The organism is Streptomyces mirabilis, assembly GCF_018310535.1.
Lineage (GTDB): Bacteria > Actinomycetota > Actinomycetes > Streptomycetales > Streptomycetaceae > Streptomyces.
Genome location: NZ_CP074102.1, coordinates 3,665,576 through 3,690,821, shown reverse-complemented (window position 1 = coordinate 3,690,821; position 25,246 = coordinate 3,665,576). Strand labels below are relative to the sequence as shown.

The 25,246-nt window shown below is 70.2% G+C and carries 23 protein-coding genes; 11 read left to right on the top strand and 12 right to left on the bottom strand.

The window, feature by feature from the left end; translation table 11 throughout:
* The first annotated feature begins 32 nt into the window (after positions 1 to 32).
* Positions 33 to 800: a MerR family transcriptional regulator gene (locus tag SMIR_RS16215; protein WP_168494213.1), complete on the top strand. Its 768-nt coding sequence runs from the start codon at positions 33 to 35 to the stop codon at positions 798 to 800.
* Between the two features lie 69 nt (positions 801 to 869).
* Here SMIR_RS16215 and SMIR_RS16210 read toward each other — a convergent pair whose 3' ends face one another.
* Positions 870 to 1,235: a YbjQ family protein gene (locus SMIR_RS16210; RefSeq protein WP_168501206.1), complete on the bottom strand. Its 366-nt coding sequence runs from the start codon at positions 1,233 to 1,235 to the stop codon at positions 870 to 872.
* 166 nt (positions 1,236 to 1,401) lie between these two features.
* Between SMIR_RS16210 and SMIR_RS16205 the strand changes: the two genes are divergently transcribed.
* The gene (locus SMIR_RS16205) at positions 1,402 to 2,406 is read left to right on the top strand and encodes a DedA family protein (protein WP_212727152.1); all 1,005 of its coding nucleotides are present in this window, start codon (positions 1,402 to 1,404) and stop codon (positions 2,404 to 2,406) included.
* Positions 2,407 to 2,537: 131 nt separating this feature from the next.
* On the opposite strand, the gene SMIR_RS16200 is transcribed toward SMIR_RS16205, so the two are convergent.
* Both SMIR_RS16200 and SMIR_RS16195 read right to left on the bottom strand, forming a co-directional pair.
* Positions 2,538 to 4,178 carry a threonine/serine exporter family protein gene (locus SMIR_RS16200; RefSeq protein WP_168494217.1) on the bottom strand — a complete coding sequence of 547 codons (1,641 nt, stop codon included), beginning with the start codon at positions 4,176 to 4,178 and terminating at the stop codon, positions 2,538 to 2,540.
* Between the two features lie 118 nt (positions 4,179 to 4,296).
* A complete protein-coding gene (locus SMIR_RS16195) occupies positions 4,297 to 4,788 on the bottom strand; it encodes an inorganic diphosphatase (protein ID WP_054237475.1) in 492 nt (163 codons plus the stop codon).
* Positions 4,789 to 4,867: 79 nt separating this feature from the next.
* Here SMIR_RS16195 and dacB point away from each other — a divergent pair, with 79 nt between their 5' ends.
* The 6 genes from dacB (at position 4,868) to folE (ending at position 12,571) form a co-directional block, all read left to right on the top strand.
* Complete coding sequence (gene dacB / locus SMIR_RS16190; RefSeq protein ID WP_168494219.1) at positions 4,868 to 6,481, top strand: D-alanyl-D-alanine carboxypeptidase/D-alanyl-D-alanine endopeptidase; 1,614 nt, start codon at positions 4,868 to 4,870, stop codon at positions 6,479 to 6,481.
* 120 nt (positions 6,482 to 6,601) lie between these two features.
* Positions 6,602 to 7,726, top strand: coding sequence for an Rv3626c family coenzyme F420 biosynthesis-associated protein (locus SMIR_RS16185; RefSeq protein WP_168494221.1), 1,125 nt, complete (start codon positions 6,602 to 6,604; stop codon positions 7,724 to 7,726).
* A gap of 192 nt (positions 7,727 to 7,918) precedes the next feature.
* Entirely contained in the window at positions 7,919 to 8,926 is a 1,008-nt protein-coding gene (gene tilS, locus SMIR_RS16180) for a tRNA lysidine(34) synthetase TilS (RefSeq protein WP_168494223.1), read from the top strand.
* 110 nt (positions 8,927 to 9,036) lie between these two features.
* Positions 9,037 to 9,597, top strand: coding sequence for a hypoxanthine phosphoribosyltransferase (gene hpt, locus SMIR_RS16175; RefSeq protein ID WP_101399889.1), 561 nt, complete (start codon positions 9,037 to 9,039; stop codon positions 9,595 to 9,597).
* 198 nt (positions 9,598 to 9,795) lie between these two features.
* Positions 9,796 to 11,823 (top strand): ATP-dependent zinc metalloprotease FtsH, encoded by a 2,028-nt coding sequence (gene ftsH / locus SMIR_RS16170; protein WP_168501207.1) that lies wholly within the window; start codon positions 9,796 to 9,798, stop codon positions 11,821 to 11,823.
* Between the two features lie 142 nt (positions 11,824 to 11,965).
* Positions 11,966 to 12,571 carry a GTP cyclohydrolase I FolE gene (gene folE, locus SMIR_RS16165; RefSeq protein WP_168494225.1) on the top strand — a complete coding sequence of 202 codons (606 nt, stop codon included), beginning with the start codon at positions 11,966 to 11,968 and terminating at the stop codon, positions 12,569 to 12,571.
* Between the two features lie 36 nt (positions 12,572 to 12,607).
* On the opposite strand, the gene SMIR_RS16160 is transcribed toward folE, so the two are convergent.
* The 6 genes from SMIR_RS16160 to SMIR_RS16135 form a co-directional block, all read right to left on the bottom strand.
* On the bottom strand, positions 12,608 to 13,096 hold the full coding sequence (locus SMIR_RS16160) for a DUF3180 domain-containing protein (RefSeq protein WP_168494227.1): 489 nt from the start codon (positions 13,094 to 13,096) through the stop codon (positions 12,608 to 12,610).
* Positions 13,097 to 13,152: 56 nt separating this feature from the next.
* Positions 13,153 to 13,764: a 2-amino-4-hydroxy-6-hydroxymethyldihydropteridine diphosphokinase gene (gene folK, locus SMIR_RS16155; protein WP_168494229.1), complete on the bottom strand. Its 612-nt coding sequence runs from the start codon at positions 13,762 to 13,764 to the stop codon at positions 13,153 to 13,155.
* Complete coding sequence (gene folB, locus SMIR_RS16150; protein WP_168494231.1) at positions 13,761 to 14,120, bottom strand: dihydroneopterin aldolase; 360 nt, start codon at positions 14,118 to 14,120, stop codon at positions 13,761 to 13,763. The genes folK and folB overlap by 4 nt, the downstream gene beginning before the upstream one ends.
* A gap of 291 nt (positions 14,121 to 14,411) precedes the next feature.
* Positions 14,412 to 14,906, bottom strand: coding sequence for a nuclear transport factor 2 family protein (locus SMIR_RS16145; RefSeq protein ID WP_168494233.1), 495 nt, complete (start codon positions 14,904 to 14,906; stop codon positions 14,412 to 14,414).
* Positions 14,903 to 15,763 (bottom strand): dihydropteroate synthase, encoded by an 861-nt coding sequence (folP, locus tag SMIR_RS16140; protein ID WP_101399895.1) that lies wholly within the window; start codon positions 15,761 to 15,763, stop codon positions 14,903 to 14,905. The genes SMIR_RS16145 and folP overlap by 4 nt, the downstream gene beginning before the upstream one ends.
* A 321-nt stretch (positions 15,764 to 16,084) precedes the next feature.
* Positions 16,085 to 17,890, bottom strand: a complete 1,806-nt coding sequence (locus SMIR_RS16135; protein ID WP_168494235.1) for a phosphatidylglycerol lysyltransferase domain-containing protein — start codon at positions 17,888 to 17,890, stop codon at positions 16,085 to 16,087.
* A 223-nt stretch (positions 17,891 to 18,113) separates the two neighbouring features.
* Between SMIR_RS16135 and SMIR_RS16130 the strand changes: the two genes are divergently transcribed.
* Both SMIR_RS16130 and SMIR_RS16125 read left to right on the top strand, forming a co-directional pair.
* Positions 18,114 to 19,244, top strand: coding sequence for an alpha/beta hydrolase (locus tag SMIR_RS16130; protein WP_212727151.1), 1,131 nt, complete (start codon positions 18,114 to 18,116; stop codon positions 19,242 to 19,244).
* Between the two features lie 257 nt (positions 19,245 to 19,501).
* The gene (locus SMIR_RS16125; RefSeq protein WP_212727150.1) at positions 19,502 to 20,977 is read left to right on the top strand and encodes a coiled-coil domain-containing protein; all 1,476 of its coding nucleotides are present in this window, start codon (positions 19,502 to 19,504) and stop codon (positions 20,975 to 20,977) included.
* Positions 20,978 to 21,122: 145 nt separating this feature from the next.
* On the opposite strand, the gene SMIR_RS16120 is transcribed toward SMIR_RS16125, so the two are convergent.
* Together SMIR_RS16120 and SMIR_RS16115 are read right to left on the bottom strand one after the other, a co-directional pair.
* Positions 21,123 to 22,403: a PH domain-containing protein gene (locus SMIR_RS16120; RefSeq protein WP_168501208.1), complete on the bottom strand. Its 1,281-nt coding sequence runs from the start codon at positions 22,401 to 22,403 to the stop codon at positions 21,123 to 21,125.
* Between the two features lie 50 nt (positions 22,404 to 22,453).
* The gene (locus SMIR_RS16115; RefSeq protein WP_168494241.1) at positions 22,454 to 22,969 is read right to left on the bottom strand and encodes a PH domain-containing protein; all 516 of its coding nucleotides are present in this window, start codon (positions 22,967 to 22,969) and stop codon (positions 22,454 to 22,456) included.
* A gap of 31 nt (positions 22,970 to 23,000) precedes the next feature.
* Here SMIR_RS16115 and SMIR_RS16110 point away from each other — a divergent pair, with 31 nt between their 5' ends.
* A complete protein-coding gene (locus SMIR_RS16110) occupies positions 23,001 to 24,152 on the top strand; it encodes an NADH-quinone oxidoreductase subunit D (RefSeq protein ID WP_168494243.1) in 1,152 nt (383 codons plus the stop codon).
* Here the strand turns inward: SMIR_RS16110 and SMIR_RS16105 are convergent.
* Entirely contained in the window at positions 24,117 to 25,220 is a 1,104-nt protein-coding gene (locus SMIR_RS16105; protein WP_212727149.1) for an SAM-dependent methyltransferase, read from the bottom strand. The two genes, SMIR_RS16110 and SMIR_RS16105, sit on opposite strands and share 36 nt — an antisense overlap.
* Between the last annotated feature and the right edge of the window lie 26 nt (positions 25,221 to 25,246).

Here is a 25,246-nt window from a genome sequence, read left to right as displayed (position 1 = left end):
ATGGTGGGACGCGTACGGAGGAAGGAGCGGAAGTGGGCTACTCAGTGGGCCAGGTCGCCGGTTTCGCCGGGGTCACGGTGCGCACCCTGCACCACTACGACGAGATCGGCCTGCTCGTGCCGAGCGAGCGCAGCCATGCGGGGCACCGGCGTTACAGCGATGCCGACCTCGACCGGCTGCAACAGATCCTGTTCTACCGGGAGCTGGGCTTCCCGCTCGACGAGGTCGCGGTCCTGCTCGACGACCCGGAGGCGGACCCGCGCGCGCACCTGCGCCGCCAGCACGAGCTGCTGACCGCCCGGATCGAGAAGCTGCAGAAGATGGCCGCGGCCGTGGAGCACGCCATGGAGGCACGCGCGATGGGCATCAACCTCACGCCCGAGGAGAAGTTCGAGGTCTTCGGGGACAAGGATCCCGAGGAGCACGCGGAAGAGGCCGAACGGCGGTGGGGCGGCACGGCGGAGTACGCCGAGTCACAGCGCCGCGCCGCCCGCTACACCAAGGACGACTGGCGGCGCGTCCAGGCCGAGGTCGCCTCCTGGAGCGAGCGCTACGACGCCCTCATGGAAGCGGGCGAACCCGCGACCGGCGAGCGGGCCATGGACATGGCCGAGGAACACCGGCAGCACATCGTCAAGTGGTTCTACGACTGCTCGTACGAGCTCCATGGCTGCCTCGGCGCGATGTACGTGTCCGACGAACGCTTCAAGGCGTACTACGACTCCATGCGCCCGGGTCTCGCCGAGCACCTCAGGGACGCGATCAAGGCGAACGCGGCCCGGCACTCCCAGGGAGCCTGACGGCAAGACGGTAAGGGGCACTCTCCACTGCGGGTGCCCCTTACCGGATTCTGCTCCTGCCGCCGTGTCCTAGTCCCTGGCCAGGACCACCGCGGTGCCGTAGGCGCACACCTCCGTGCCCACGTCCGCGGCCTCCGTCACGTCGAAGCGGAACATCAGGACACCGTTGGCGCCCCGCGCGCGTGCCTGCTCGACGAGTCGTTCCATGGCCTGGTTGCGGGTCTCCACGAGGGTCTTGGTGAGCCCCTTGAGCTCGCCGCCGATCATCGACTTCAGACCCGCGCCGATCTGGCTCCCCAGGTGACGGGAGCGCACGGTGAGGCCGAAGACCTCTCCAATGACCTGTTGGACGCGGTAACCGGGTACGTCGTTCGTCGTCACGACCAGGATGTCCGACTGGGGTCGCTGGCCGCCTCCGTAATCATCGATGCCCATGGTCCACAGCTTTGTCCCAGTGGGCACACAGTGCATCCTGGGGGCACTGGTGGAACCTGGCACGGACACTGTGCGTTGATAGCTTTGGCCGACAGTACTGATGTGCTGCCGTACTGCCGTCCCAGGACCGCCGTACTCTTCCTCCCCCCTTCAGGAGCCCGGAACCGTGAACACGCTTGCCCTTGGTCCAAGCTGGCTGGATCCGAATACGCTCCTGGACAACTTCGGCATCTGGGGCCTGCTGCTCGTCGTCTTCGCCGAGTCCGGCCTGCTCATCGGCTTCTTCCTGCCGGGTGACTCGCTGCTGTTCACCTGCGGTCTGCTGATCACGTCGAACCAGCTCGACTTCCCGTTGTGGGCGGCCGTCGCCCTGATCTGCGTCGCCGCGGTCCTCGGCGACCAGGCGGGTTACCTGTTCGGCAAGAAGGTCGGTCCCTCGCTCTTCACCCGCCCGAACTCCCGCCTCTTCAAGCAGGAGAACGTGGTCAAGGCCCACGAGTTCTTCGAGAAGTACGGGCCCAAGTCCCTGGTCCTCGCCCGCTTCGTGCCCATCGTGCGCACCTTCACGCCGATCATCGCGGGCGTCAGCGGCATGAAGTACCGCTCCTTCATCACCTTCAACATCATCGGTGGTGTCCTGTGGGGCGCCGGCGTCACGCTGCTCGGCTCCTGGCTCGGCAAGATCGACTTCGTCAAGAACAACATCGAGGCGATCCTGATCCTGATCGTCCTCGTCTCGGTGATCCCGATCGCCATCGAGTTCCTGCGGGCGCGCTCCAAGGCCAAGAAGAACCCGCCGGAGCCGGAGGCCCCGCAGGGCCCGGCCGCCTACCAGCAGCAGCCCACGGCCCCCGTCATGGACGACGCGACGCGCCCGCTGCGCATGCACCAGCCGCAGCAGAGCCAGGACCCCTACCAGCAGGACCCGTACCAGCAGGACCGGCACCAGCAGGACCAGTACGCCCAGGGCTACCCGCAGCAGCAGCCGTACGGCAATCAGGACCAGGGTTACTACCAGGGCCAGGGCTACGACCAGAATTACGGTCAGAACTACGACCCGAACTACGACCAGGGTCAGGGTTACCCGCCCCAGCAGCACCCGCAGGGCTACCCGCAGCAGCCGTACGGCGCGCAGCCGAACCCGTACAACCAGGGTTACCCCCAGAACTGAGCCACAGCCCCGCGCCCCGAAGGGGGCGCGGGGCTGTGACATGTGCGGCTCCGCCGCGTGGGCGCGACGAGCCACCGACGACCCGCAGTCGCCACCCGGCACGACACACCGAGTTCGTGGGCACCCGGCGCTCAGAACCCCCGCGTCCGCTTGGCAGCCCTTCGTCCCCCGGTGGAGCCCCCGGGCACTCGCAGGAACAGCCGCGAGATCTCCGACCCCAGGTTCACACCGATGGCGATGGCCATGGCGAGCGCCGCGGCCTTGGAGAGCGAAACCAGCCCCTTGTCGACGTTGCTCTGGGCGATCGACAGCAGGCCGAAGTAAGTGGCCGACCCTGGGAGCAGGGGCCCTATCGCGGCGGTCGTGTAGGGCAGCGCGGACGCGAACCGGTAGCGGGACAGCAGCTGCCCGAAGAGGCCCACCAGGCCCGCCGCGACGGCCGTGGAGGCGACCGGCGAGATACCGCCCGGGTAGTGCATCGCCCCGTACACCGACCAGGCGACGCCTCCGTTGAGGGTCACCGCGAGCACGGTGGATCGTTCCTGCTGGAGCAGGACCGCGAAGGTCAGCGACAGCAGCATGGCGGCGGCGATCTGCACCAGGGGCCGCTCGGAGATGCTGAGTGCCTGGTCCGGATTGAGCGCGGCGCCGAACTTCACGCCGAAATAGAGCACGATGAGGACGCCGACGATGATGCCCACGAAGAGGTACATGACCTCCAGGAGGCGCGCGGACGCGGTGATGTAGAAGCCGGTCAGTCCGTCCTGGACGCCCGCGACGAGCGCTCGCCCGGGCAGCAGCGCGAACAGTCCACCGGTGATCACCGCGGACGAGTTCGCGTCGACGTGCGCGAGCTGGAGTGCGACGCCTATCGCGGCCGGCGGCATCGCGGCCACCGTGAACTGGTAGAACTCCGGGAGCCCGCGCCCCGCGCAGAGCCAGGCCAGCCGGTCGCCCAGCATCGCGCCGAGCGCCGCGGCGACGAACACGATCGCGTCACCGCCCACGAGCACCGAGGCCGCACCCGCCAGCAGCCCGCTGCAGCCGGTCAGCACCCAGCCGGGATACGGGTGCCGGTTGCGCCGCATCTCCGCGAGGCGCCGGTAGGCCTCCTCCAGGGAGAACGTGGTCTCCGGGTCGCTCAGGTCGTCGACGAGCCGGTAGACGGCCGCGAGCCGCGTGTAGTCGGTGCCCCGGCGGCGTACGGTCCGGGAGGCCGTCACGGGATCGTCCACCAGGGACGGCTGGTGCGAGATCGACAGCAGCGTGAAGGTGACGTTCGGCTCGCAGCGGTCCAGGCCGAACGAGCGGCAGACGGCGAACATCGCCGTCTCCACGTCCTCGGCGCCCTCACCGCCCGCGAGCAGCAACTCGCCGATGCGCAGCGTCAGGTCGAGCACGCGGGGGACGGCCGGGCCGGCCTCGTCCTCCTTGTGCAGCAGTTCGGGTGCCGGACGCTCGGCCACCGGCATGCGCAGCATCGTGCGCATCCGGTCCTGCCAGGGCACGTCCTTGGTCAGACTGACCACGGGAACGCCGGTCGCCGGTGTGAACGCGGGCGGGGCGTGCTTCGCGCTGTAGGTGCGCGGGGTGCTGAACGCCGACCCCTCGGACTCGGTGCCGGCCGTCTCGGGCGGCACGAGCCCCTTGGGGACCGCGAACTCCGACGTGGTCCCCGATTCGTCCTCGACCGCCGGTGCCACGCCGTCCGGCTGTGCGAAAGCACTCCTCGCCTCGTCCGACTGCGGTTTGCGGTCCTCCGCCTCCGTCACCCACCACTCCCGCTGTTGCCGACCGTGCACCTCCCGTACGCCCCAGTATGCGCACGGATACGCGAACGGGCCGCGCCACCCCAGGAGGGGTCACGCGGCCCGCGGGGCTCAGGAGGGATCAGTGACCGCCCTGCTCCTTCAAGCGCTTGTAGGAACGCTCGATCTCGGCCTCCGCCTCCGCGCGGCCGACCCAGTTGGCGCCCTCGACGGACTTGCCGGGCTCGAGGTCCTTGTAGACCTCGAAGAAGTGCTGGATCTCCAGGCGGTCGAACTCCGACACGTGGTGGATGTCCCGCAGGTGCTCCACGCGCGGGTCGTGCGCCGGGACGCACAGCAGCTTGTCGTCGCCGCCGGCCTCGTCCGTCATACGGAACATGCCGATCGCGCGGCACTGGATGAGGCAGCCCGGGAAGGTCGGCTCGTCCAGGATGACCAGCGCGTCCAGCGGGTCGCCGTCCTCGCCGAGGGTGTTCTCGACGAAGCCGTAGTCGGCCGGGTAGCTGGTCGAGGTGAAGAGTCGACGGTCCAAGCGGATCCGACCGGTCTCGTGGTCCACCTCGTACTTGTTCCGCGAACCCTTCGGAATCTCGATCGTGACGTCGAACTCCACCGGTGGCTCCTCCATGATCAACACATAGTTCTGGTGATTAAGTGTCCCTCACGCAGGTGTGTGATCGCGAAAGGGGCTGGTGGTCGTGCCAGAGCTGAGGGCTTGGCGGGCCGCGAGACCGCATGTGGTGCGGATCAAGCGGACCGTGCAGCCGCACGTGACGCGGGTCGCGCAGGCCGTGCAGCCGCGTGTGACGAGGGCTGCGCAGTCCGTGCGACCGCATGTGGTGCGGGCTGCTCAAGCCGTGCGGCCGCGTTCCGTGAAGTTCACGACCCCGCAGCTCACAGCCGTCGCCGCCACCGCGGGCCTGGCACTCGCGGCCGGGGCGGTGGCCTTGGTCGGCCCCTGGGACTCCTCCGGTCAGCGTACGGCCGAGCGTGACTGGGCCGCATCGCGAGAAGGGGAGGGTGGCGCAGATCACGGACGCAGTTCCAAAACGTCCCCCGCGGCGCCGAAGCCCGCGCCCAGCGCCGCCTCCGTACTGATCGGTCTCGGCGGCTCCACCGTCTCGGTGCCCGCACCCGCCCAGAAGGCCCTCACGAACACCCTCGACCGGCTTCTGGGCGACCCCGCGCTCGGCGGGCGACGCACCGCCGTGGTCGTCGACGTGGCGACCGGCAAGCGGCTGTACGGCAAGGGCGCCGACGACGCGCAGACCCCGGCCTCCACCACGAAGATCGCCACCGCGGTCGCCGCGCTCTCCGCGGCGGGCGCCGACCACCGCATCGAGACCCGCGCGGTCCTGGAGCCCGGCACCAAGGAGGTCGTGCTCGTCGGCGGTGGCGACCCCACGCTGACCGCCCGCAAGGAGGCGGCGGGCTGGGCGAGCCTGCGCACCCTGGCCGACGAGACGGCGACCGCCCTGAAGGTCCGTCATCTGACCGAGGTGACGCTCTCGTACGACACCTCGCTCTACACCGGTCCCGCCCTGCACCCCATCGGCACCAACCCCAACCTCGCGCCGGTCAGCGCCCTGATGGTCGACGAGGCCCGCACCGACGACTCGGCCAGCGGCCCGGTCACCCGCGCCGCGGACCCGGCGGCGGACGCGGCCGGAAAGTTCGCGCAGCTGCTGGAGGCCAAGGGCATCAAGACGGCAACCCCCGGCCCCTCCAGGGCGACGAACCGCTCACAGTCCCTCGCCTCGGTCTCCTCGCCGCCCCTGTCCGCCCTCATCGAGCGGATGCTGACGAACAGCGACAACGACATCGCGGAGGCCATGGCCCGCCAAGTCGCCCTCGCCACCGGCCGACCGGCCGATTTCGAAGGCGGCGCGGCGGCGATCGACGCCGAGCTGAAGGAGCTCGGACTCCCGCTGGCCGGCGCGCACTTCACGGACGGCAGCGGTCTGAACCGGGACGACAGGCTGACGGCGGACCTGCTCACGGCCCTCCTGGTCAAGGCCGGTGACCCCGCCCACCCCGAACTCCGGCCCATCCTGACCGGTCTGCCGGTCGCGGGCTTCACGGGCACCCTCAGCGACCGCTACGCCGACGATTCGTCCGGCACCGGCCTCGTACGCGCCAAGACCGGCACGCTGACCGGGGTGAACACCCTGGCGGGCACGGTCGTCGACGCCGACGGCCGCCTGCTGGCCTTCGCCTTCCTGGCCTCCGACACGACCGACCCGTCGGCGGCGCAGTCGGCCCTGGACCGCACGGCCTCGGCACTGGCGGGCTGCGGCTGCCGTTAGGACCGGCCCGGCCGGGTCCTGGGCAACGCCCGTACCACGAGCCCCGTGCGCCCCGGAGCACGGGCGCATCCGGCGCCGTACCCCTCACCGCACTTGGGCCCGCTCACGTACGGTTGACGCATGACGAGCATCGGTGGTGCCGAGATGGTCGACTGGAATCTCGCGGTGGCGACCGCGACACGGCTTGTGCGGCCTGGCCCCGAGGTGAGCCGCGACGAGGCCCGAGAGGTCGTCGCGGAGCTGCGCCGGCATGCGAAAGCCTCGGAGGAGCACGTCCGGGGCTTCACTCGTATGGGCACGGAGGGCATCCACGACACCCCCATCCTCGTGGTGGACCGCCCGGGCTGGGTCCGGGCGAACGTCGCGGGGTTCCGGGAGCTCCTGAAACCCCTGCTGGACAAGATGCAGGAGCGGCGGGGGACCACCCCGGGCGGAGCAGTCCTCGGCGCCGTCGGCGGCAAGGTCACCGGCGTGGAGCTGGGCATGCTGCTGTCGTTCCTGTCGTCGCGCGTCCTCGGGCAGTACGAGACCTTCGCCCCGGCGACCAGGGAACTCCCGGCGGGTGAGAACGGCGGCGGCAGGCTCCTCCTCGTCGCGCCGAACATCGTCCACGTGGAGCGCGAACTCGACGTGGAGCCCCACGACTTCCGCCTGTGGGTGTGTCTGCACGAGGAGACGCACCGTACACAGTTCACGGCCGTGCCCTGGCTGCGCGACCACCTGGAGGGCGAAATCCAGTCTTTCTTGGGCGAGACCGAGGTCGACCCCATGACGGTCCTGGAGCGCATCAGGGAGGCCGCCCAGTCGCTCGCGGGAGGCCGTCCCGAGGGTGAGGAGGAGGACGGGGGCCGGTCCCTGGTCGAGATCGTGCAGACGCCTGCCCAGCGGGAGATCCTCGGCCGCCTCACCGCCGTGATGTCCCTCCTGGAGGGCCACGCGGACTTCGTGATGGACGGTGTGGGCCCGGACGTGGTCCCGTCCGTGGGCGAGATCCGCGAGAAGTTCCAGCAGCGCCGGGCCAAGGGGGCCTCGCGGCTGGACCTCGCCCTGCGCAAGCTGCTCGGTTTGGACGCCAAACTGAGGCAGTACAGGGACGGTGAGCGGTTCGTGCGCACGGTCGTCGACCAGGTGGGCATGGACGGCTTCAACCGTGTCTGGACTTCCCCGAACACCCTCCCGACCAAGACGGAGATCGCCAAACCGGCGGACTGGGTCGCGCGGGTGCACCGCAAGGCGGAGTCGTGAACCCTACGGCAAGGTCGTGAAACGAATTCGGCCGACGGCAGGTGAACGCCCCTCCAATCACCCGTCCGAGGGACCGTGAGCCAACGGTAGGCGTGCAATGCTCGGGGAACGGCCCGTTTCTGTCACCATCTACACACTCTGTGTGACCAGACTCGGGCTCACCCCCCGAAAACTTCATGAAGGGAACCGGACATGGGTCCCCATCCTGCGGTCGCGGCGATACGCCTGGCGGTCCGCCGCGTACTCCACGACATCCTCACCGACCACACCCGTCCCCCAGGCGAGTCCTCCCCGCTCGTCCTCGTCGCCTGCTCCGGCGGCGCCGACTCCATGGCGCTCGCCTCCGCTCTCGCCTTCGAAGCCCCCAAACTCGGCATCCGCGCCGGTGGCATCACCGTGGACCACGGTCTGCAGCCCGGCTCCGATCTGCGCGCCGACGACGTCGTCTCCCGCCTCGTCGAGCTCGGCATGACCCCCGTCGAGTCCCTCGCCGTCACCGTGGGCCGCGAAGGCGGCCCCGAGGCCGCCGCCCGCGACGCCCGGTACGCCGCCCTGGACGCCGCCGCCGCGCGCCACGGCGCCTCCGCCGTCCTGCTCGGCCACACCCGTGACGACCAGGCCGAGACGGTGCTGCTGGGCCTCGCCCGCGGCTCCGGCATCCGCTCCCTGTCCGGCATGGCCGCGGTCTCGGGGGCCGACGGCCGTTACCGCCGACCGTTCCTGCACCTGGACCGGCAGACCGCCCGCAAGGCCTGCATGGTCCAGTCGCTGCCCGTCTGGGACGACCCGCACAACGCCGACCCGGCCTACACCCGCTCCCGGCTGCGCCACGAGGGCCTGCCCGCCCTGGAGAAGGCGCTCGGCAAGGGAGTCGTCGAGGCCCTCGCCAGGACGGCACAGCTGTCCCGCGACGACGCCGACGCCCTCGACGCCTGGGCCCGCCAGGCCGAGGCCTCCGTACGCGACACGGCGGGCCTCCTGGAGTGCGCGAAGCTCTACGCCCTGCCGCCCGCCGTACGCCGCCGCATCCTGCGCCGCGCCGCCATCGAGGCGGGCGCCCCGGCCGGTTCGCTGTTCGCCCGCCACATCGAAGAAGTCGACCGGCTGATCACCGGCTGGCGCGGTCAGGGAGCCATCAATCTCCCGGGCAAAGTCGTCGCTCAGCGGCAGGGTGGCAGACTGGTGATTCGGCAAGGCTGAAACCGGACCCTCCATCGGGACCGCTCACGCGGCTCTCCGGGACCCCTCACTCGGGTCACGGGCGGTCCGGGTGGCCGCCCAGGAAAAGTGGGACCGGACGACCGAAAGTGATGCGGGTGGACGCGAAAGACATGGGCACCGACCTCAAGTCGGTGCTCATCACCAAGGAAGAGATCGACGCCAAGCTGGCTGAGCTGGCCGCGAAGATCGACGCGGAGTACGCGGGCAAGGACCTGCTGATCGTCGGTGTCCTCAAGGGCGCCGTCATGGTCATGGCGGACCTCGCGCGTGCGCTGTCCACCCCCGTCACCATGGACTGGATGGCGGTGTCGTCGTACGGCGCGGGCACCCAGTCCTCGGGTGTGGTGCGGATCCTCAAGGACCTCGACACCGACATCAAGGGCAAGCACGTCGTGATCGTCGAGGACATCATCGACTCCGGGCTGACCCTGTCCTGGCTCATCTCCAACCTCGGTTCCCGCGAGCCGGCCTCCCTCAAGGTGTGCACGTTGCTGCGCAAGCCGGAGGCGGCCAAGGTCGCGATCGACGTGGAGTGGGTCGGCTTCGACATCCCGAACGAGTTCGTGATCGGCTACGGCCTCGACTACGCGGAGAAGTACCGCAACCTCCCGTTCGTCGGTACGCTCGCGCCTCACGTCTACGGCGGCTGAACCCCCGGGTCCCAGTCCTCGTAAGACGATCGGGAACCCCAGCGGGTTTCGCGCCGTTGGAGCATGCGTGGGCGGGATTGCCAGTCGTCCCCTGCAGCTTCGGGTGACAATGCTGGGGTACCGTCCGAAGAACAGTCTTTATAAGTCTTTATCAAACTCACTATGGCAGGAGGGACGGGGCGGCACCGCTCCGTATGGATGGACGTGAAGCGATACTTCCGTGGGCCGGTCATGTGGATCGTGCTGGCCGTCCTTGCCGTGGTCGTGTTGATGCAGGTCGTCGGCTCGTCCGGCGGCTACAAGACAGTGGACACCGGCCAGGTCGTCCAGGCGATCAATGACAACAAGGTCCAAGAGGCCAAGCTGACCACCGGTGACGAGCAGGTCATCAAGGTGCAGCTCAAGGATGGCCAGAAGGTCTCCGGCAGCTCCAAGATCCAGGCGAGCTACATCGGTGACCAGGGCGTCAACCTCGCCAACACACTCCAGGACAAGTTCCAGAACAAGCAGATTCCGGACGGCTACACGGTCTCGCCGTCCAAGCAGAACCCGTTCCTCGGCATCCTGCTGTCTCTGCTTCCCTTCGTCCTCATCGTCGTCGTCTTCCTGTTCCTGATGAACCAGATGCAGGGCGGCGGCTCCCGGGTCATGAACTTCGGGAAGTCCAAGGCGAAGCTCATCACCAAGGACACCCCGAAGACGACGTTCTCGGACGTCGCGGGCTCGGACGAGGCGGTCGAGGAGCTCCAGGAGATCAAGGAGTTCCTCCAGGAACCGGCGAAGTTCCAGGCCGTCGGGGCGAAGATCCCCAAGGGCGTGCTCCTGTACGGGCCTCCTGGAACCGGTAAGACGCTGCTCGCACGCGCTGTCGCGGGCGAGGCAGGCGTCCCCTTCTACTCGATCTCGGGTTCCGACTTCGTCGAGATGTTCGTCGGTGTCGGTGCCTCCCGAGTCCGTGACCTGTTCGAGCAGGCCAAGGCGAACGCTCCGGCGATCGTCTTCGTCGACGAGATCGACGCGGTCGGCCGCCATCGCGGCGCCGGCCTCGGCGGTGGTCACGACGAGCGCGAGCAGACGCTGAACCAGCTGCTCGTCGAGATGGACGGCTTCGACGTGAAGGGCGGTGTGATCCTCATCGCCGCCACGAACCGGCCCGACATCCTCGACCCGGCGCTGCTGCGTCCCGGCCGCTTCGACCGCCAGATCGCGGTCGACCGCCCGGACATGCAGGGCCGTCTGGAGATCCTCAAGGTTCACCAGAAGGGCAAGCCGGTCGCGCAGGACGTCGACCTCTCGGCCGTCGCCCGCCGCACCCCCGGCTTCACGGGTGCCGATCTCGCCAACGTGTTGAACGAGGCCGCGCTTCTGACGGCCCGCAGCGACATGAAGCTGATCGACAACTCCATGCTGGACGAGGCGATCGACCGCGTGGTCGCGGGCCCGCAGAAGCGGACCCGGATCATGTCGGACAAGGAGAAGAAGATCACCGCGTACCACGAGGGCGGCCACGCCCTGGTCGCGGCGGCGTCTCCGAACTCCGACCCGGTCCACAAGATCACGATCCTGTCGCGTGGCCGTGCCCTCGGCTACACGATGGTCCTGCCGGACGAGGACAAGTACTCCACGACGCGCAACGAGATGCTGGACCAGCTGGCTTACATGCTGGGCGGCCGCGCGGCCGAGGAGCTCGTCTTCCACGACCCCACCACGGGCGCTGCGAACGACATCGAGAAGGCCACCGCAACGGCCCGCGCGATGGTCACGCAGTACGGCATGACCGAGCGTCTGGGCGCGATCAAGTTCGGCGGCGACAACACCGAGCCCTTCCTGGGCCGGGAGATGTCGCACCCGCGCGACTACTCGGAAGAGGTCGCCGCGCTCGTCGACGAAGAGGTCAAGAAGCTCATCGAGAACGCGCACAACGAGGCCTGGGAAATCCTGGTCGAGAACCGTGACGTCCTCGACCAGCTGGTGCTCCAGCTGCTGGAGAAGGAGACGCTGAGCAAGGAGCAGATCGCCGAGATCTTCGCTCCGATCCACAAGCGCCCGGCCCGCCCCGCGTGGACCGGCTCCTCCCGGCGCACCCCGTCCACCCGCCCGCCGGTGCTCTCCCCCAAGGAGCTGTCACTGACGAACGGGGCGAACGGATCGACGTCGGCCATCGCCAATGTGACGGAGTCCGTCCCGGCGAAGGAAGTGACTCCGGAGGACCGCTCCGAGAGCTGAACCGGCTCCCGGCGGCCCCACCAGGCCCGGAATGGATGCCGCGCCCCCCAGGTTCTAGCCTGGGGGGCGCGGCATTTTCGCACGACCGCACGTTTTGGACGCGTCGACCGGCACGCGCAAGATCCACAGGAACGAGGACCACATGACCGACCCCGTGACGCTGGACGGCGAAGGTGTGATCGGCGAGTTCGACGAGAAGCGCGCCGAGAACGCCGTACGGGAGCTTCTCATCGCGGTCGGCGAGGACCCGGACCGCGAGGGACTGCGCGAGACGCCCGGGCGGGTCGCCAGGGCGTACAGGGAGATATTCGCGGGGCTGTGGCAGAAGCCCGAGGACGTGCTGACGACCACCTTCGACCTCGGACACGACGAGATGGTGCTCGTGAAGGACATCGAGGTCCTCAGCAGCTGTGAGCACCACCTGGTGCCGTTCGTGGGCGTGGCCCATGTCGGCTACATCCCGTCCATGGACGGCAAGATCACGGGTCTGTCGAAGCTGGCCCGGCTCGTGGACGTCTACGCCCGGCGGCCACAGGTGCAGGAACGGCTCACCACGCAGATCGCCGACTCCCTGATGGAGATCCTGGAGCCGCGCGGTGTGATCGTCGTCGTGGAGTGCGAGCACATGTGCATGTCGATGCGCGGGGTGCGCAAGCCCGGCGCGAAGACCATCACCTCGGCCGTGCGCGGCCAGCTGCGCGATCCCGCCACCCGCAACGAGGCGATGAGCCTGATCATGGCGCGTTAGCGCCCCGGCCCGTACGTCCGCTGCGCGCCCCGTCCGTCAGGCGACGGGGGCCGCGCCCCCGTGTTCGTTGTCGTCGTCCTCCGGGAGCTTGCAGACGCGCTCCAGGAAGAAGGCGGCCGCTATCACGGCGACGCCGGCGAGGACCGAGAAACCGGCGTAGATGGCCTGGTCGCGACGGGCGGGGATGTCCAGGGACTCGAGCAGGAACGCGCCCGTACCGCCGTACATGCCCGACACCAGGGCCGCGACCAGGGCGCTCGCCTGGCCGAAGACGACCGCGCGGGCCGCCATCAGAGGGTCGACGCCCTTGGCGCCGGGGCGGCGTTCACGCTGGGCCTTGAGGCGGGCGCGCAGCGAGAGCGCCGTGGACAGCAGGACGACGGCGATCAGGGCCAGGACGATGGGGGCGGCCAGCGGGACCCGCGGGAGGGTCCCCACCGCGCTCCACAGGCGTGCGCCAGCCCAGGACAGCACACCGGCCACGACGAACACGGCTGCCAGCGTCCTGATGCGCAGCTGTTTCACGTTGTTGTCCCTTTGCCCCTCTTGTAAGCCCGTCTTGGTCGTCCTGACCTTAACGACTACTCGGGCAGCCGGAGTTCCAGGTCGGGCCGGGGCAGGACACCTTCCCGGGTGACGGCGGTGAGCAGGTGGGCCACGGGGCCGCGGTCGGGCAGCTGGGCCTCGGGCTCCACGTCGTGCCAGGGGGCCAGCACGAAGGCCCGTTCGTGGGCGTGCGGGTGAGGGAGGGTCAGGACCGGGTCGCCGGAGACGACATCGGCGTACGCCACGATGTCCACGTCGATCGTGCGCGGGCCCCAGCGCTCGTCCCGTACGCGGTGGAAGGCCTCCTCGATCGCGTGTGCCCGCTCCAGGAGCGAGGACGGCGGGAGGGTGGTCTTGAGGACCACTACCGCGTTGAAGTACGTCGGCTGGCTGCCCGGTTCGACGCCCCAGGGCTCCGTCTCGTAGACGGGGGAGACCGCCTTGACGCGGAGGCCGGGGGTGTCCTCCAGGGCGTCGATGGCGCCCTGGAGGGTCTCCAGGCGGTTGCCCAGGTTCGAGCCGAGGGAGAGCACCGCCCGTTTCGGGTTCTGCAGGGTCGTGTCGGCGGCGTCCACCCGCTCGACCACGGAGGCGGGCACCGGCTGTACGGTCGGGTCGCTCTGACCCTCGGTGAAGTAGGCGGTCATACTCGGCTCCGGGTGATCGTGACGGTCACGTCGTCGAAGGGGACCGTGATCGGCGCGTCCGGTTTGTGGACGCAGACCTCGACCTCCTGGACCCCGTCGTGCTTCAGGCAGGTCTGGGCGATGCGCTCGGCGAGGGTCTCGATGAGGTCGACGGGCTCGCCCTCGACGACGGCCACGACCTCCTCCGCCACGATGCCGTAGTGCACGGTCTTCGACAGGTCGTCCTCGGCCGCGGCCGGTCGGGTGTCCAGGCCCAGCCTCAGGTCCACGATGAAGGTCTGGCCTTCCTCGCGTTCCTTCTGGAAGACACCGTGGTGCCCGCGGGCCTTGAGGCCGCGCAGCGCGACACGATCCACGCGAATCACTCCTGCAATCGTCGGTAGCGGCCGATGTCCACCGAGTGCGGTCGGCGCACCGGCCTCAAACGAATCTACCTGCGGGCACTGACAGAGCTCGCCCGCGGGGACGCGCGCCCACATCATGGTCATGAGGCTTCATCGGGCGTTTCCCCTGGGGAACACGGCGGCTCACGGGTTGGTAGCCGCCCCTACCCAGCGGTTCGTGATTCCAACCACTCCTTGGTGCCCGTGGGCCGCCCGCCCACCCGACCGGGGGTGTCCGGGGGCTCAGCGGGGGTGTTCTCGCCCTCAGCCAGGGGTGTCCTCGTCCTCGTCCTCGCCCGATTCGGCGAGTACGGGTGAGGCGTGGTGCGACCAGAGCTTCCAGCCGTCGGCCGTGCGGCGGAACACGTTCGTGGCGACGACCAGCTGGCCGACGAGCGGGCCGAGCTCGTCGCTGTCCTCGGGGGCGGGGCCGCCGCTGAGGATGTTCTCCGTGCAGGTCACCAGCGCGGTGTCGCCCGTGACGGAGACGTGCACGTCCGTGAGGAAGAACTGGATGTACTCCGTGTTCGCCATGATCAACGCGTACGAGCGCAGGACCTCGCCACGGCCGTTGAGGAGCGGCCAGCCGGGGTGGACGCAGGAGATCACCACGCCGTCGCCCTCGATGTCGTCGTCGGCGGTGTCGAGGGGGGCCAGCCACAGCGACGACAGTCCTTCGAAGTCACCCCGCTCGAGTGCCTCGTAGAAGGCGGTGTTGGCGAGTTCGACCTGCTCGATGTCGGTGCGGGGTGCGCTCACTGGGCTCCCTCTACGGCCCGGGCGACTCGTACGGCGTCGGCGGTGGCCCGTACCTCGTGGACGCGGACCGCCCAGGCACCCTGGTGGGCGGCGAGCGCGGAGACGGCGGCGGTGGCGGCGTCCCGTTCGCGGGCCGGCGGCGGGGCGCCCTCAGGGCCGGCCAGTACGCGGCCCAGGAACCGCTTGCGGGAGGCGGCGACGAGCAGGGGGTGGCCGAGTTCGCTCAGCCGGTCGAGGTGGGCGAGCAGCGAGAGGTCGTGCTCGGAGTCCTTGGAGAAGCCGAGGCCCGGGTCGACGACGATGCGGTCGGGGGCGATGCCGCCCGCCAGAACGGCCTCCACACGTGCGTGCAGCTCGTCGGCGACTTCGGAGACGACGTCCGCGTATGTCCCCCTCACGTTGCCGCCCTCGAGGAAGCCGCGCCAGTGCATGACCACGAAGGGTGCGCCGGCCGCGGCGACGGCGGGGATCATCGCGGGGTCGGCGAGACCGCCGCTCACGTCGTTGACGAGGGCGGCGCCCGCGGCGAGCGACTGCTCGGCGACGGATGCGCGCATGGTGTCGACGGAGACGGTGACGCCCTCGGAGGCGAGGCCGCGAACGACCGGGATGACGCGCTTGAGCTCTTCCGCCTCGTCGACGCGGGTCGCGCCGGGGCGGGTGGACTCGCCGCCGACGTCCACCAGGTCGGCGCCCTCGGTGACCAGGTCGAGGCCGTGTTTGACGGCGGCCGTCGTGTCGAACCAGCGGCCGCCGTCGGAGAAGGAATCGGGGGTCACGTTGACGACCCCCATGACCGCGCAGCGGTCCCAGGTCGGCAGTCCCGCGACGTGGCCGCGGCGGCGCTCGGAGTTCATACGTCCAGCCTAGGCCTCCGGCGGGGGGCCGAATCGTCTGCGGGTTCGCTCCGGCGGGGGTCTTTTGGCCGCTTCGCGGCCTGTTTCCCGCACACCCACCCGACTCGGTCGGCGCCAGGCAGTCCCGTCGGGGTGTGGTCTCGGGAGGGTGAGAAGCGCCCTCGGGGTGCGGTCCCGGTCGGGTGAGCAGTCGCCTTGAAAGGTGAGCAGTCGCCTTGAAAAGGGTGGACGTGTTGATATCGGGCCCCGGGGGAGGCCGCGGCCCGAGCGAGGGTCCCCAGGGCTGGGGTAGGGGCCCTCGCTCGGGCCTGTTCAAGGGGGCTACGCCGCCCTGACCTCGCGTTCCGACACGCCGTGGGCGCAGGGGCGCGGAGCCCGCGCGCGGCGGCGCAGCAGGCTCGGGAGGGCCAGGTTCACGAAGCCCTCGGCCTGCATGGCGGCGAAGCCGATGCGCGGGAGGTCGCGGGAGGAGCCGTAGACGACGAAGCGGGGCTCCCAGCGGGGGCGGAACTTCGCGTTGAACTTGTACAGGGACTCGATCTGGAACCAGCGCGAGAGGAAGACGAGCAGGCCCCGCCAGGCCCGCAGCACTGGCCCCGCGCCGATCTTCTCGCCGCGTGCCAGCGCCGAGCGGAACATCGCGAAGTTGAGCGAGATCCGCTTGATGTCCAGACGCGGGGACGCCTCGAGCGCCGCCACGATGAGCAGCTCGTTCATGCCGGGGTCGGCCGAGCGGTCGCGGCGCATGAGGTCGAGGGAGACCCCGTCCGCGCCCCAGGGGACGAAGTGCAGGACGGCCTTCAGGTCGCCGTACGGGCCGAGCGCGTCGTCCGCCTTGTGGGCGGTGGCGACCAGGCAGTCGCCGTCGGACGGGTCGCCGATGCGGCCGAGCGCCATGGAGAAGCCGCGCTCGGTGTCCGTGCCGCGCCAGGCCTCGGCCGCACGTCGTATCCGCTCCAGCTCGCCCTCGCTGAGGTCACGGATGCGCCGCACCCGGGTTTCGTAGCCAGCCCGTTCGATGCGCTTCACCATTTGACGCACGTTGCGCATCGCGCGTCCGGACAGGGAGAAATCCGCGACGTCCACCACCGCCTCGTCGCCCAGTTCGAGGGCGTCGAGGCCGGTCTCGCGGGTCCACACCTCGCCGCCCGTCTCCGAGCAGCCCACGACGGCGGGGGTCCAGGAGTGGGCCTTGGCCTCGTCCATGAAGCGTTCGATGGCGCCGGGCCAGGCCTCGACGTCGCCGATGGGGTCACCGCTGGCGAGCATCACGCCGGAGATGACGCGGTAGGCGACGGCCGCCTTGCCGCTGGGGGAGAAGACGACGGCCTTGTCGCGGCGGAGCGCGAAGTGGCCGAGCGAGTCGCGGCTGCCGTGCTTGTCCAGCAGGGCCCGCAGTCGGGTCTCGTCGTCCTCCGTGAGGCGGGCGGCGGGGTGCTCGGGCCGGAAGGCCAGGTAGATCGTCGTGACGGCGGTCAGCCAGCCGAGCGCGCCGAGCGAGAAGGCGACCGTCCAGGACGTGGACCCGGCGTAGTCGACGGGGCCTTCGAAGCCGACCAGGCCGTACAGGACGTGCGTGATGCGGTCGGCCAGGCTCGGGTCGCCGACCATCCGGTTCTGGTGGGCGCTGACGATGACCAGTCCGAGGACGAGGGAACCGGCGCCCATGAGGACGAAGTTGGCGAGCGCGCGCCAGCGGCTGCGCGGATCGGGCAGGGCGGCGAACTCGCTCCGGTGGCGCAGCAGCGGCGCGAGCAGCGCGACGGAGATGACGACGCCGATGATCGAATGGCGGTACGCGAACTGGGCGACTGCACCCGCCGGCAGCAGGACCACGGCGGCCCGCCACGCCCGGCGCTTGCGGCGCCGCAGCCCGTGTGCGAGCAGCAGCAGGAGTACGCCCGCGCTGAGCGACAGCGCCGCGGCGAAGGGGCCGAACGAGCCCGGCAGCACCTCGGCCATGGCGTGCATACGGCTGCGCCGGAAGCGCGGGAAGACCCCCGCGGCGATGTCCAGCACCCCTACGAGTGTGCAGGCCCTGGCGACGAGGGCGGGAACGGCCTCTGGGCGCGGACCGCGGAGTATGCGTCGCGTCCTGCCCGTGCGGTCTGGAACCTCGCTCGACATTTCCCCATCTATCCTGACAGACATCGCATCCCGTAGTTCTGCGAGAGACCTTGAATCCGGCGCCATTCCGGCATCCGGCGACATTGCGCCCTCTAGGACGGTGTCTTGGGGAGTCAGGTTCACTCCCCAGCGGAAAGCCGGTTCAAAAGGCAAGGAAAGTCCTGGGCAAGGCCCCGCGAAGGAGCGGGGCGGCCCGGGGCGGAAAGCGCAGGCAGGACAGCTCATGGGTCTCACGAGCAACAAGGTGCTGGTGCTGGCGGTTCTGTTCGCCGTGCTGCTGTTCGTCGGCACGGTGTGGTGGTGGCCGCGGCTGGCGCGACGCAACTGGCGGGCCGTCAGCGGACGGGTCGGACTGCTTCTGGTCACCCAGGTGGCGGTCTTCGCTTCGATCGGTCTGTACGCCAACCAGGCGTTCGGGTTCTACGCGAGCTGGGCGGACCTCTTCGGTCAGGAGAGCGGCCAGGGCGTGGTCGTCTACCACGGCGGCCGGGGCGGTTCCGAAGGCGGGCCTCTCCAAGTGGTCGACACCCAGCCGGTGAGCGTGGCGGGCGGGACCCGGCCGCAGATCGGCGGCCAGATCCAGAAGGTCGACATCGTCGGCCGTATGACGCACATCGCCACGCCCGCGTTCGTCTACCTTCCCCCCGAGTACTTCCAGTCGCGTTACCGCACCCGCACTTTCCCGGCGGTCACGATCCTCACCGGCTACCCGGGCACCGCCGCGGCACTCATCAAGGGTCTGCACTATCCGCAGACGGCCCACGAGTTGTCCAAGAACGGGCAGATGCAGCCGATGATCCTCGTCATGATGAGGCCGACGGTCGCGCCCCCGCGGGACACGGAGTGCGTGGACATCCCGGGCGGTCCGCAGACCGAGAAGTTCTTCGCCAAGGACCTCCCCGATGCCGTGTCGGCTCACTACAGGGTGGGCAAAAAGCCCGGAAGCTGGGGCATCGTCGGCGACTCCACGGGCGGCTACTGCGCGCTGAAGCTGGCGCTGCACCACCCCGAGGCGTACGCCGCCGCGGCGGGTCTGTCGCCGTACTACAAGGCACCGATCGACCCCACGACGGGCGACCTCTTCCACGGGAACAAGGAGCTGCGCAACAGCGCGGACCTGCGCTGGTTCATGCAGCACAAGCCCGCCCCCGGCACATCGCTGCTGGTCACCAGCAGCAAGGTGGGCGAGCACAACTACAAGGAGACCCTCAAGTTCATCAGCCTCGTGCAGTCCAAGCACCGCACCCAGATCGCGTCGATAATCCTCGACAGCGGCGGTCACAACTTCAACACGTGGCGGCGGGAGATCCCGGCGACGCTTCAGTGGCTCAGCGGGCGGCTGAGCGACCGCTGACCGGCGTCCCCGAATACGTGGGGGCCCTCGTGATACGCGCCGAGCCTCCTGGAATTCCTGGAGTCCCTCGAATCTCTCGAATGGCGCGAACTCAAGGGAATTGATCAACAAGTAGCCGCATTGCGGGGCAAGCGGGAGCCCTTGTGGGACAAGGAGTTGCCCTTATAGGCGGCTGAGGCGGTGTGAAGCCCCTGGGGTAGCCGTGTTTTTACCGGGCGGGGCTCCAAGATTCGCCTACGCGCGGTAAGTTTCTGGCCATGCCACGTGGACGTCACCGCCATTCCCCACCTCTGCACCGGCTGCTGCCTCCTTCGGCGATCGCAGGCGTCTCGCTCGTCTGCGCCGTGGGGCCGTGGCTGTTCACGGAACCAACGGTGCTCCGCGCCTTGGCCGCGGCCGCCGCGGTGACCGCCGTCGTGGGCGGCGTCGTCATGCGCCGCTGGGACACGGCGGCGGGCAAGCGCGTCGCGGACCTCACGCGCGCGCGTGCGAGTGACGAGTGGCGTCACGAGGAGCGCGTCGCCGAGCTCGAGACCGACCTCGACGAGTCGCGCGAGCTGCGCACCAAGCTCGAGCACAAGCTGCGCGCGAAGCGGGCGGAGCTGGCGGGCCTGCGCAACGAACACGCGGCGCTGCTGCGGCGGTACGCCACGGCGGAGACGGAGCGGGCGAGCGCCCTGGAGGGTCGCCGGCTGCTCGAGATAGAGACGGTGGCCCCCGCTCGCGCGCTGCCCGCCGCGACGGAGACCGTGGAGTCCGCGGAATCCGTGGACGCCGTGGACTCGGCGGAGCCGGAGGCTCCCGAGGGCCTGGCTGCTACGGACGAGGACATGAACGAGGGCGCGGGCGAAGGCACGGGTGAGGACACCGAGGCCGGTGTCACCGGCGAAGACGTGACCACCGTAGAGGCGGAGGACGCCGCCGAGGAGTCGACGGACGTGCCCGTGTCTCCCCAGGTCTTCTCCCCGGCCGGGTCGTCGCTCTTCCTGCGCGCCGACGCCGCGCTGAGCCGGATCACGACCGGCGATGCGGCGACCGACGTCTCCGACGCGGACACCGACCCGCACACCGATCCGGACGACGATGCGAAGCCCGGCGCCGAAGTCGAAGGCGACACTGAGGCCGACTCCGAAGCCGAGGTCGAAACCGCAGCCGCCTCGGATTCCGAGGCTGATGCCGATGCCCCCGCCTCCGGCGAGCGCGAGTCCGCCGAAGGAGAGCTCGCCAAGGGAGAGCCCGCCAAAGGAGGGTCCGAAGACGGAGAACCCCCGACGGACGGTCCTCCGAAGGGCAACCGCCCGCTGACCGACGCCAAGACGGCGGCGCTGCCCGTCCCCGCCGCACGCACGGCGTCCATCGAGGCGGAGCCGGCCGCCCCGGCGGCCCACCCGGTGAACCCTTCGAAGCCCTCCCGTGCCTCCGGGCACTTCACCGTTCCGACCGCGGTGGCCGTCGCCCCGGCCGCGCCCGTGCGGCGCCCCTCGGTCGAGGGAGGGTTCGACTTCTTCGGTACGCAGAAGGGGACGTCCTCGGCCGCCATGGAGGCCATGCAGAACGAGGACCTCGCGGACGTGGTCGGACAGGAGGCGCTCGCCCTGCACAAGGCCGAGGCCGAGTCCGGTTTCAAGCCCGCCGACGAGGGGTCCCGCGGTGTCGGCCAGGTCATCGACCTGACCGCGCACGACGAGACCGAGCACATCGACCTGACGGAGCTGCGGACCGCGGCTTCCTGAGGCCGCCTGTACGTGACTCACGCGCATGAGGGCAGTGGCTCGGGCCACTGCCCTCACGCGGTCTCGGGCCGCACCCCGATTCACGATTCACATCGGCTCACGTCAAGTCACGCAGTCTCCCGCGTCTCCCGCGTCTCCCGCAGTCTCACGCCATCCACCGGTCCGGCCGGGCCTCGCGCCGACCCGTCCGCGACCGGTCGGCCTGCGCCTGAAGAAGCTCCGCGGCCTCCGAGGCGTCCCGCAGCCGCGCCGTCACCGTCTGGTTGGCCCCCGTGTCCACATGGACGTCGGCGACGCCCCTGAAGCGCTCCCAGGGCCCCTGTGCCAGCCGTACGCTCTGCACCTTCGCGTGCGGTACGAGCGAGAGGCGGCGGCGCAGCAGCCCGTGACGCGCCGCGAAGACGGTGTCGGTGACGGCGAGCCCGTACCCCCGCCACCACAGCGGCGCGCACCACCAGGCCCGGCGTGGCGGCCGGGACAGGCCGGACGGCACCGTCACCCCTGGCAGCACCCGCGCGATCACCGACTCGGCGACCTCGCGCGGAGCGACGGGCACGAGGACGGAGTTCGAGGACCCCGCCACGTCGAGTTCCACGCGTACCCAGCCGCGTCGCCGCCACAGCAGCGGTTCGACGATCCGTACGGTCTGCACACGTCCGGGCGGCACCGTCTCGTGCGTACGGTCGAGGAGGCCGTGGTCGATGCGCAGCCCGTCCGGCGACTCGCCCACCGTCCAGTCGTACTCGCCGACGAACCGCCCCACGCTGCTCGCGCCCGCGGCGCCGAGCAGTGGCACCCCGGTGGCGAGGACCGTCCACACGCTGTGGGTGGTGAACCACAGGAACGGGGGTACGACGAGCGCGGCGGCCAGGGAACCCCAGGTGGCGCCGGTGAGGACGAGGGAGACGGCGAGGAAGCCCGCCGGGACGTGCAGCAGCTGCCGCACCGGCGCCTCGCCGACCTCGTGAGCCGTCTCGGGGGCGAAACCGGCGGCGCGGGCGAGGAGTTCGGCGCGCAGGGCACGGGCCTCGTCCTCGCCGAGGAAGGCGAGTTCGTCCTTCTTGTCCGTTCCTATGACGTCGAGTTTGAGCTTGGTGACGCCCGCGACGCGGGCCAGTAGCGGCTGGGTGACGTCGACGGCCTGCAGCCGGTCGAGCCGGATGTGCGCGGTGCGCCGGAACAACAGGCCGGTGCGGATGCGCAGTTCGGTCTCGGTCACCGCGAAGTGCGTGAACCACCAGCTCAGAAAGCCGTAGAGGGCGGCGGCCGGGACGATGACGGCGAGCCCGATGAGCAGCGCGGTCGTCGTCAGCCTGGTCAGCTGCTCCTGCGCCTGGTTGGGGTCGTGCACGGCCCATCCGGCGACCACGGCGACCGGCGCCCAGGCGCGCCGGAACGGTGTCACGGGGTGCAGCCGCCGCTCCATCAGCGGCTTCTCCTCCGGTATGGCGTCCTCCGCGCCGGGCGCCGGCGTGCTCACAGCCCCGCCGATCGGGCCTCGCCCAGCTCGGTCAGCCGGTCACGCAGCCGCTCGGCCTCGGCCGGGTCCAGGCCCGGGATGCACGCGTCGGTCGCGGCGGCCGCCGTGTGCAGCTGCACGCTCGCCAGTCCGAAGTGCCGCTCCACGGGCCCGGAGGTCACCTCGACCAGCTGCATCCGTCCGTACGGCACCACGGTCTCCTCGCGGAACAGCACACCCCGGCTGATCAGCAGGTCGTCCGCGCGCTCGGCGTACCGCCAGGAGCGCCAGTTGCGCCCCAGCATTCCCCAGCCCCACACCAGCAGGGCCAACGGCAGCAGTGCGAAGGCCGCCCAGACGGCGCCCGCGAACACTGCGAGGAGCAGCCCAAGGACGATCGTCAGCAGTCCCAGCCACACCACCAGCAGCAGCCGGCGCATCCGCAGCAGCCCCGGCGGCAGCCCGGTCCAGACCGGCTCCGTCGCCGTGCTTCCCACGGTGTTTCCCGCGGTCTCCGCGCTCCCCGTATCCATGCCGCAAGGGTACGTACGACAGACTGTCCCCATGACTCCTACGACGGAGACCATGGTCGGTATCGGCGGCGCCGCGGAGAGCACCGACATGGTGCTCAACATCGGACCCCAGCACCCGTCCACGCACGGTGTGCTGCGGCTGAAGCTGGTCCTGGACGGTGAGCGGATCCAGCACGCGGAGCCGGTGATCGGGTATATGCACCGCGGCGCGGAGAAGCTCTTCGAGGCCCGTGACTACCGCCAGATCGTCATGCTCGCCAACCGCCACGACTGGCTCTCGGCCTTCTCGAACGAGCTGGGCGTGGTCCTCGCCGTGGAGCGGATGCTCGGCATGGAGGTCCCCGAGCGCGCGGTGTGGATGCGCACACTCCTCGCGGAGCTCAACCGGGTCCTGAACCACTTGATGTTCCTGGGCTCGTACCCCTTGGAGCTGGGCGGGATCACCCCGATCTTCTACGCCTTCACGGAGCGCGAGGAACTCCAGCACGTCATGGAGGAGATCTCCGGCGGGCGCATGCACTACATGTTCAACCGCGTCGGCGGTCTCAAGGAGGACCTTCCGGCCGGCTGGACCACCCGCGCGCGCGGCGCCGTCGCGGCCCTGCGCTCGCGGATGGGCGTGTACGACGACCTGGTGCTCGGCAACGAGATCTTCCGGGGACGTACGCGGGGCGTGGGTGCCCTCGCGCCGGAGACCGTGCACGCCTACGGAGTGAGCGGGCCGATCGCGCGCGCCTCGGGTGTCGACTTCGACCTGCGCCGGGACGAGCCGTACCTCGCCTACGGGGAGCTCCAGGACACCCTGAAGGTCGTCACCCGCCAGGAGGGTGACTGTCTGGCCCGCTTCGAGTGCCTCCTCGGGCAGACGCACAACGCGCTCGACCTCGCGGAGGCCTGTCTCGACCGGCTCGCGGACCTTCCGCCCGGGCCGATCAACCAGCGCCTCCCGAAGGTCCTGAAGGCGCCCGAGGGACACACCTACGCCTGGACCGAGAACCCCCTCGGGATCAACGGCTACTACCTGGTCAGCAAGGGCGAGAAGACCCCGTACCGGCTGAAGCTGCGCTCGGCCTCGTTCAACAACATCCAGGCGCTGGTGGAGCTGCTGCCCGGGACGCTGGTCGCGGACATGGTGGCGATCCTGGGGTCACTGTTCTTCGTGGTCGGGGACATCGACAAGTAGGCCGTCAGCCAGTGGATCGTCGGCAAGTAGGCCGTCGATCATCGGGTTTGGAATTCCAACCGACTGGAGCAGCCAGCCGAAGTCGCCCAGGCCGCCGGTCGCGGTGAGTTCGGCGGCTTCCCCTGCGCCTGCCAGAGCGCGTACGTAGGCGGTGGGGTCCGTGGCGGCGAGCGTGAGCGCCGGTCGGGCGCCGCTCACGCCGAGCGCGCGCAGGGCCGCCCGCTGGGTCACCACGCGTCCTCCGGGCAGCGCGCACGCGTCCAGCGCCACATGCGCCGTGATGTCGCACGAGCCGTCCGGCACGGGCACCGTCTCCCGGCCCTCGCGGAAGCCGGTGAGTGTCCCGAAAGGCGGTCGCGCGGCGGCGAAGTGCGTGTAGTCGACGGCGACGGCGAGACCCCGGTCCACGGAGGCGACCGCACTGGCCCAAGCGGTGTCCCTGGGGAGGCCGATCTCGGCACGGGCCCCCTCGAAGGGCGCCTCCTCGGAGGGCGTCCCCGGGAAAGGCGCCTCTTCGGGGGCCAGCGGCCACCACCTCCGCAGCCACTCCGCCGCCACCCCGGCCACGGGCTCACCCAGGCGCTCGGCCCCGTCGTCATCCCGTACGAGAACCAGCCGGGGTACGCCCGTCGCGTCCACCTGCGCCACGTCCACCGGCACGTTGTCCAGCCACTCGTTGGCGAACAGCAGCCCGGTGATCCCCTTCGGGGGCTGGGCGAGCCACTCGATCCGGTGATCGAGACCGGCGGGGCGGTCTGCACGTTCGACGGCGTACCCGCGCGCGCGGGAGGCCACTTCGGCGGGGAGCGCGGCGAGGACACCGGTCACCAGCTCACCGCGGCCCGCCGCCATGTCCACGAAGGCGAGCTCGGCAGGGCGGCCGAGGGCCTCGTCGACCCGGCACAGCAGCCGGGCGACGGCCGCGGCGAACAGTGGGGACGCGTGCACCGACGTACGGAAGTGCCCGGCCGGCCCCTCGGGCCCGCGATAGAAGCCGGAGGGCCCGTACAGGGCCTCCTCCGTGGCCTCGCGCCAACCTCGCCACGTACCTGTCACCACACGTCTCACTGCACCAGGCTAGGCCCCCCTGGAAG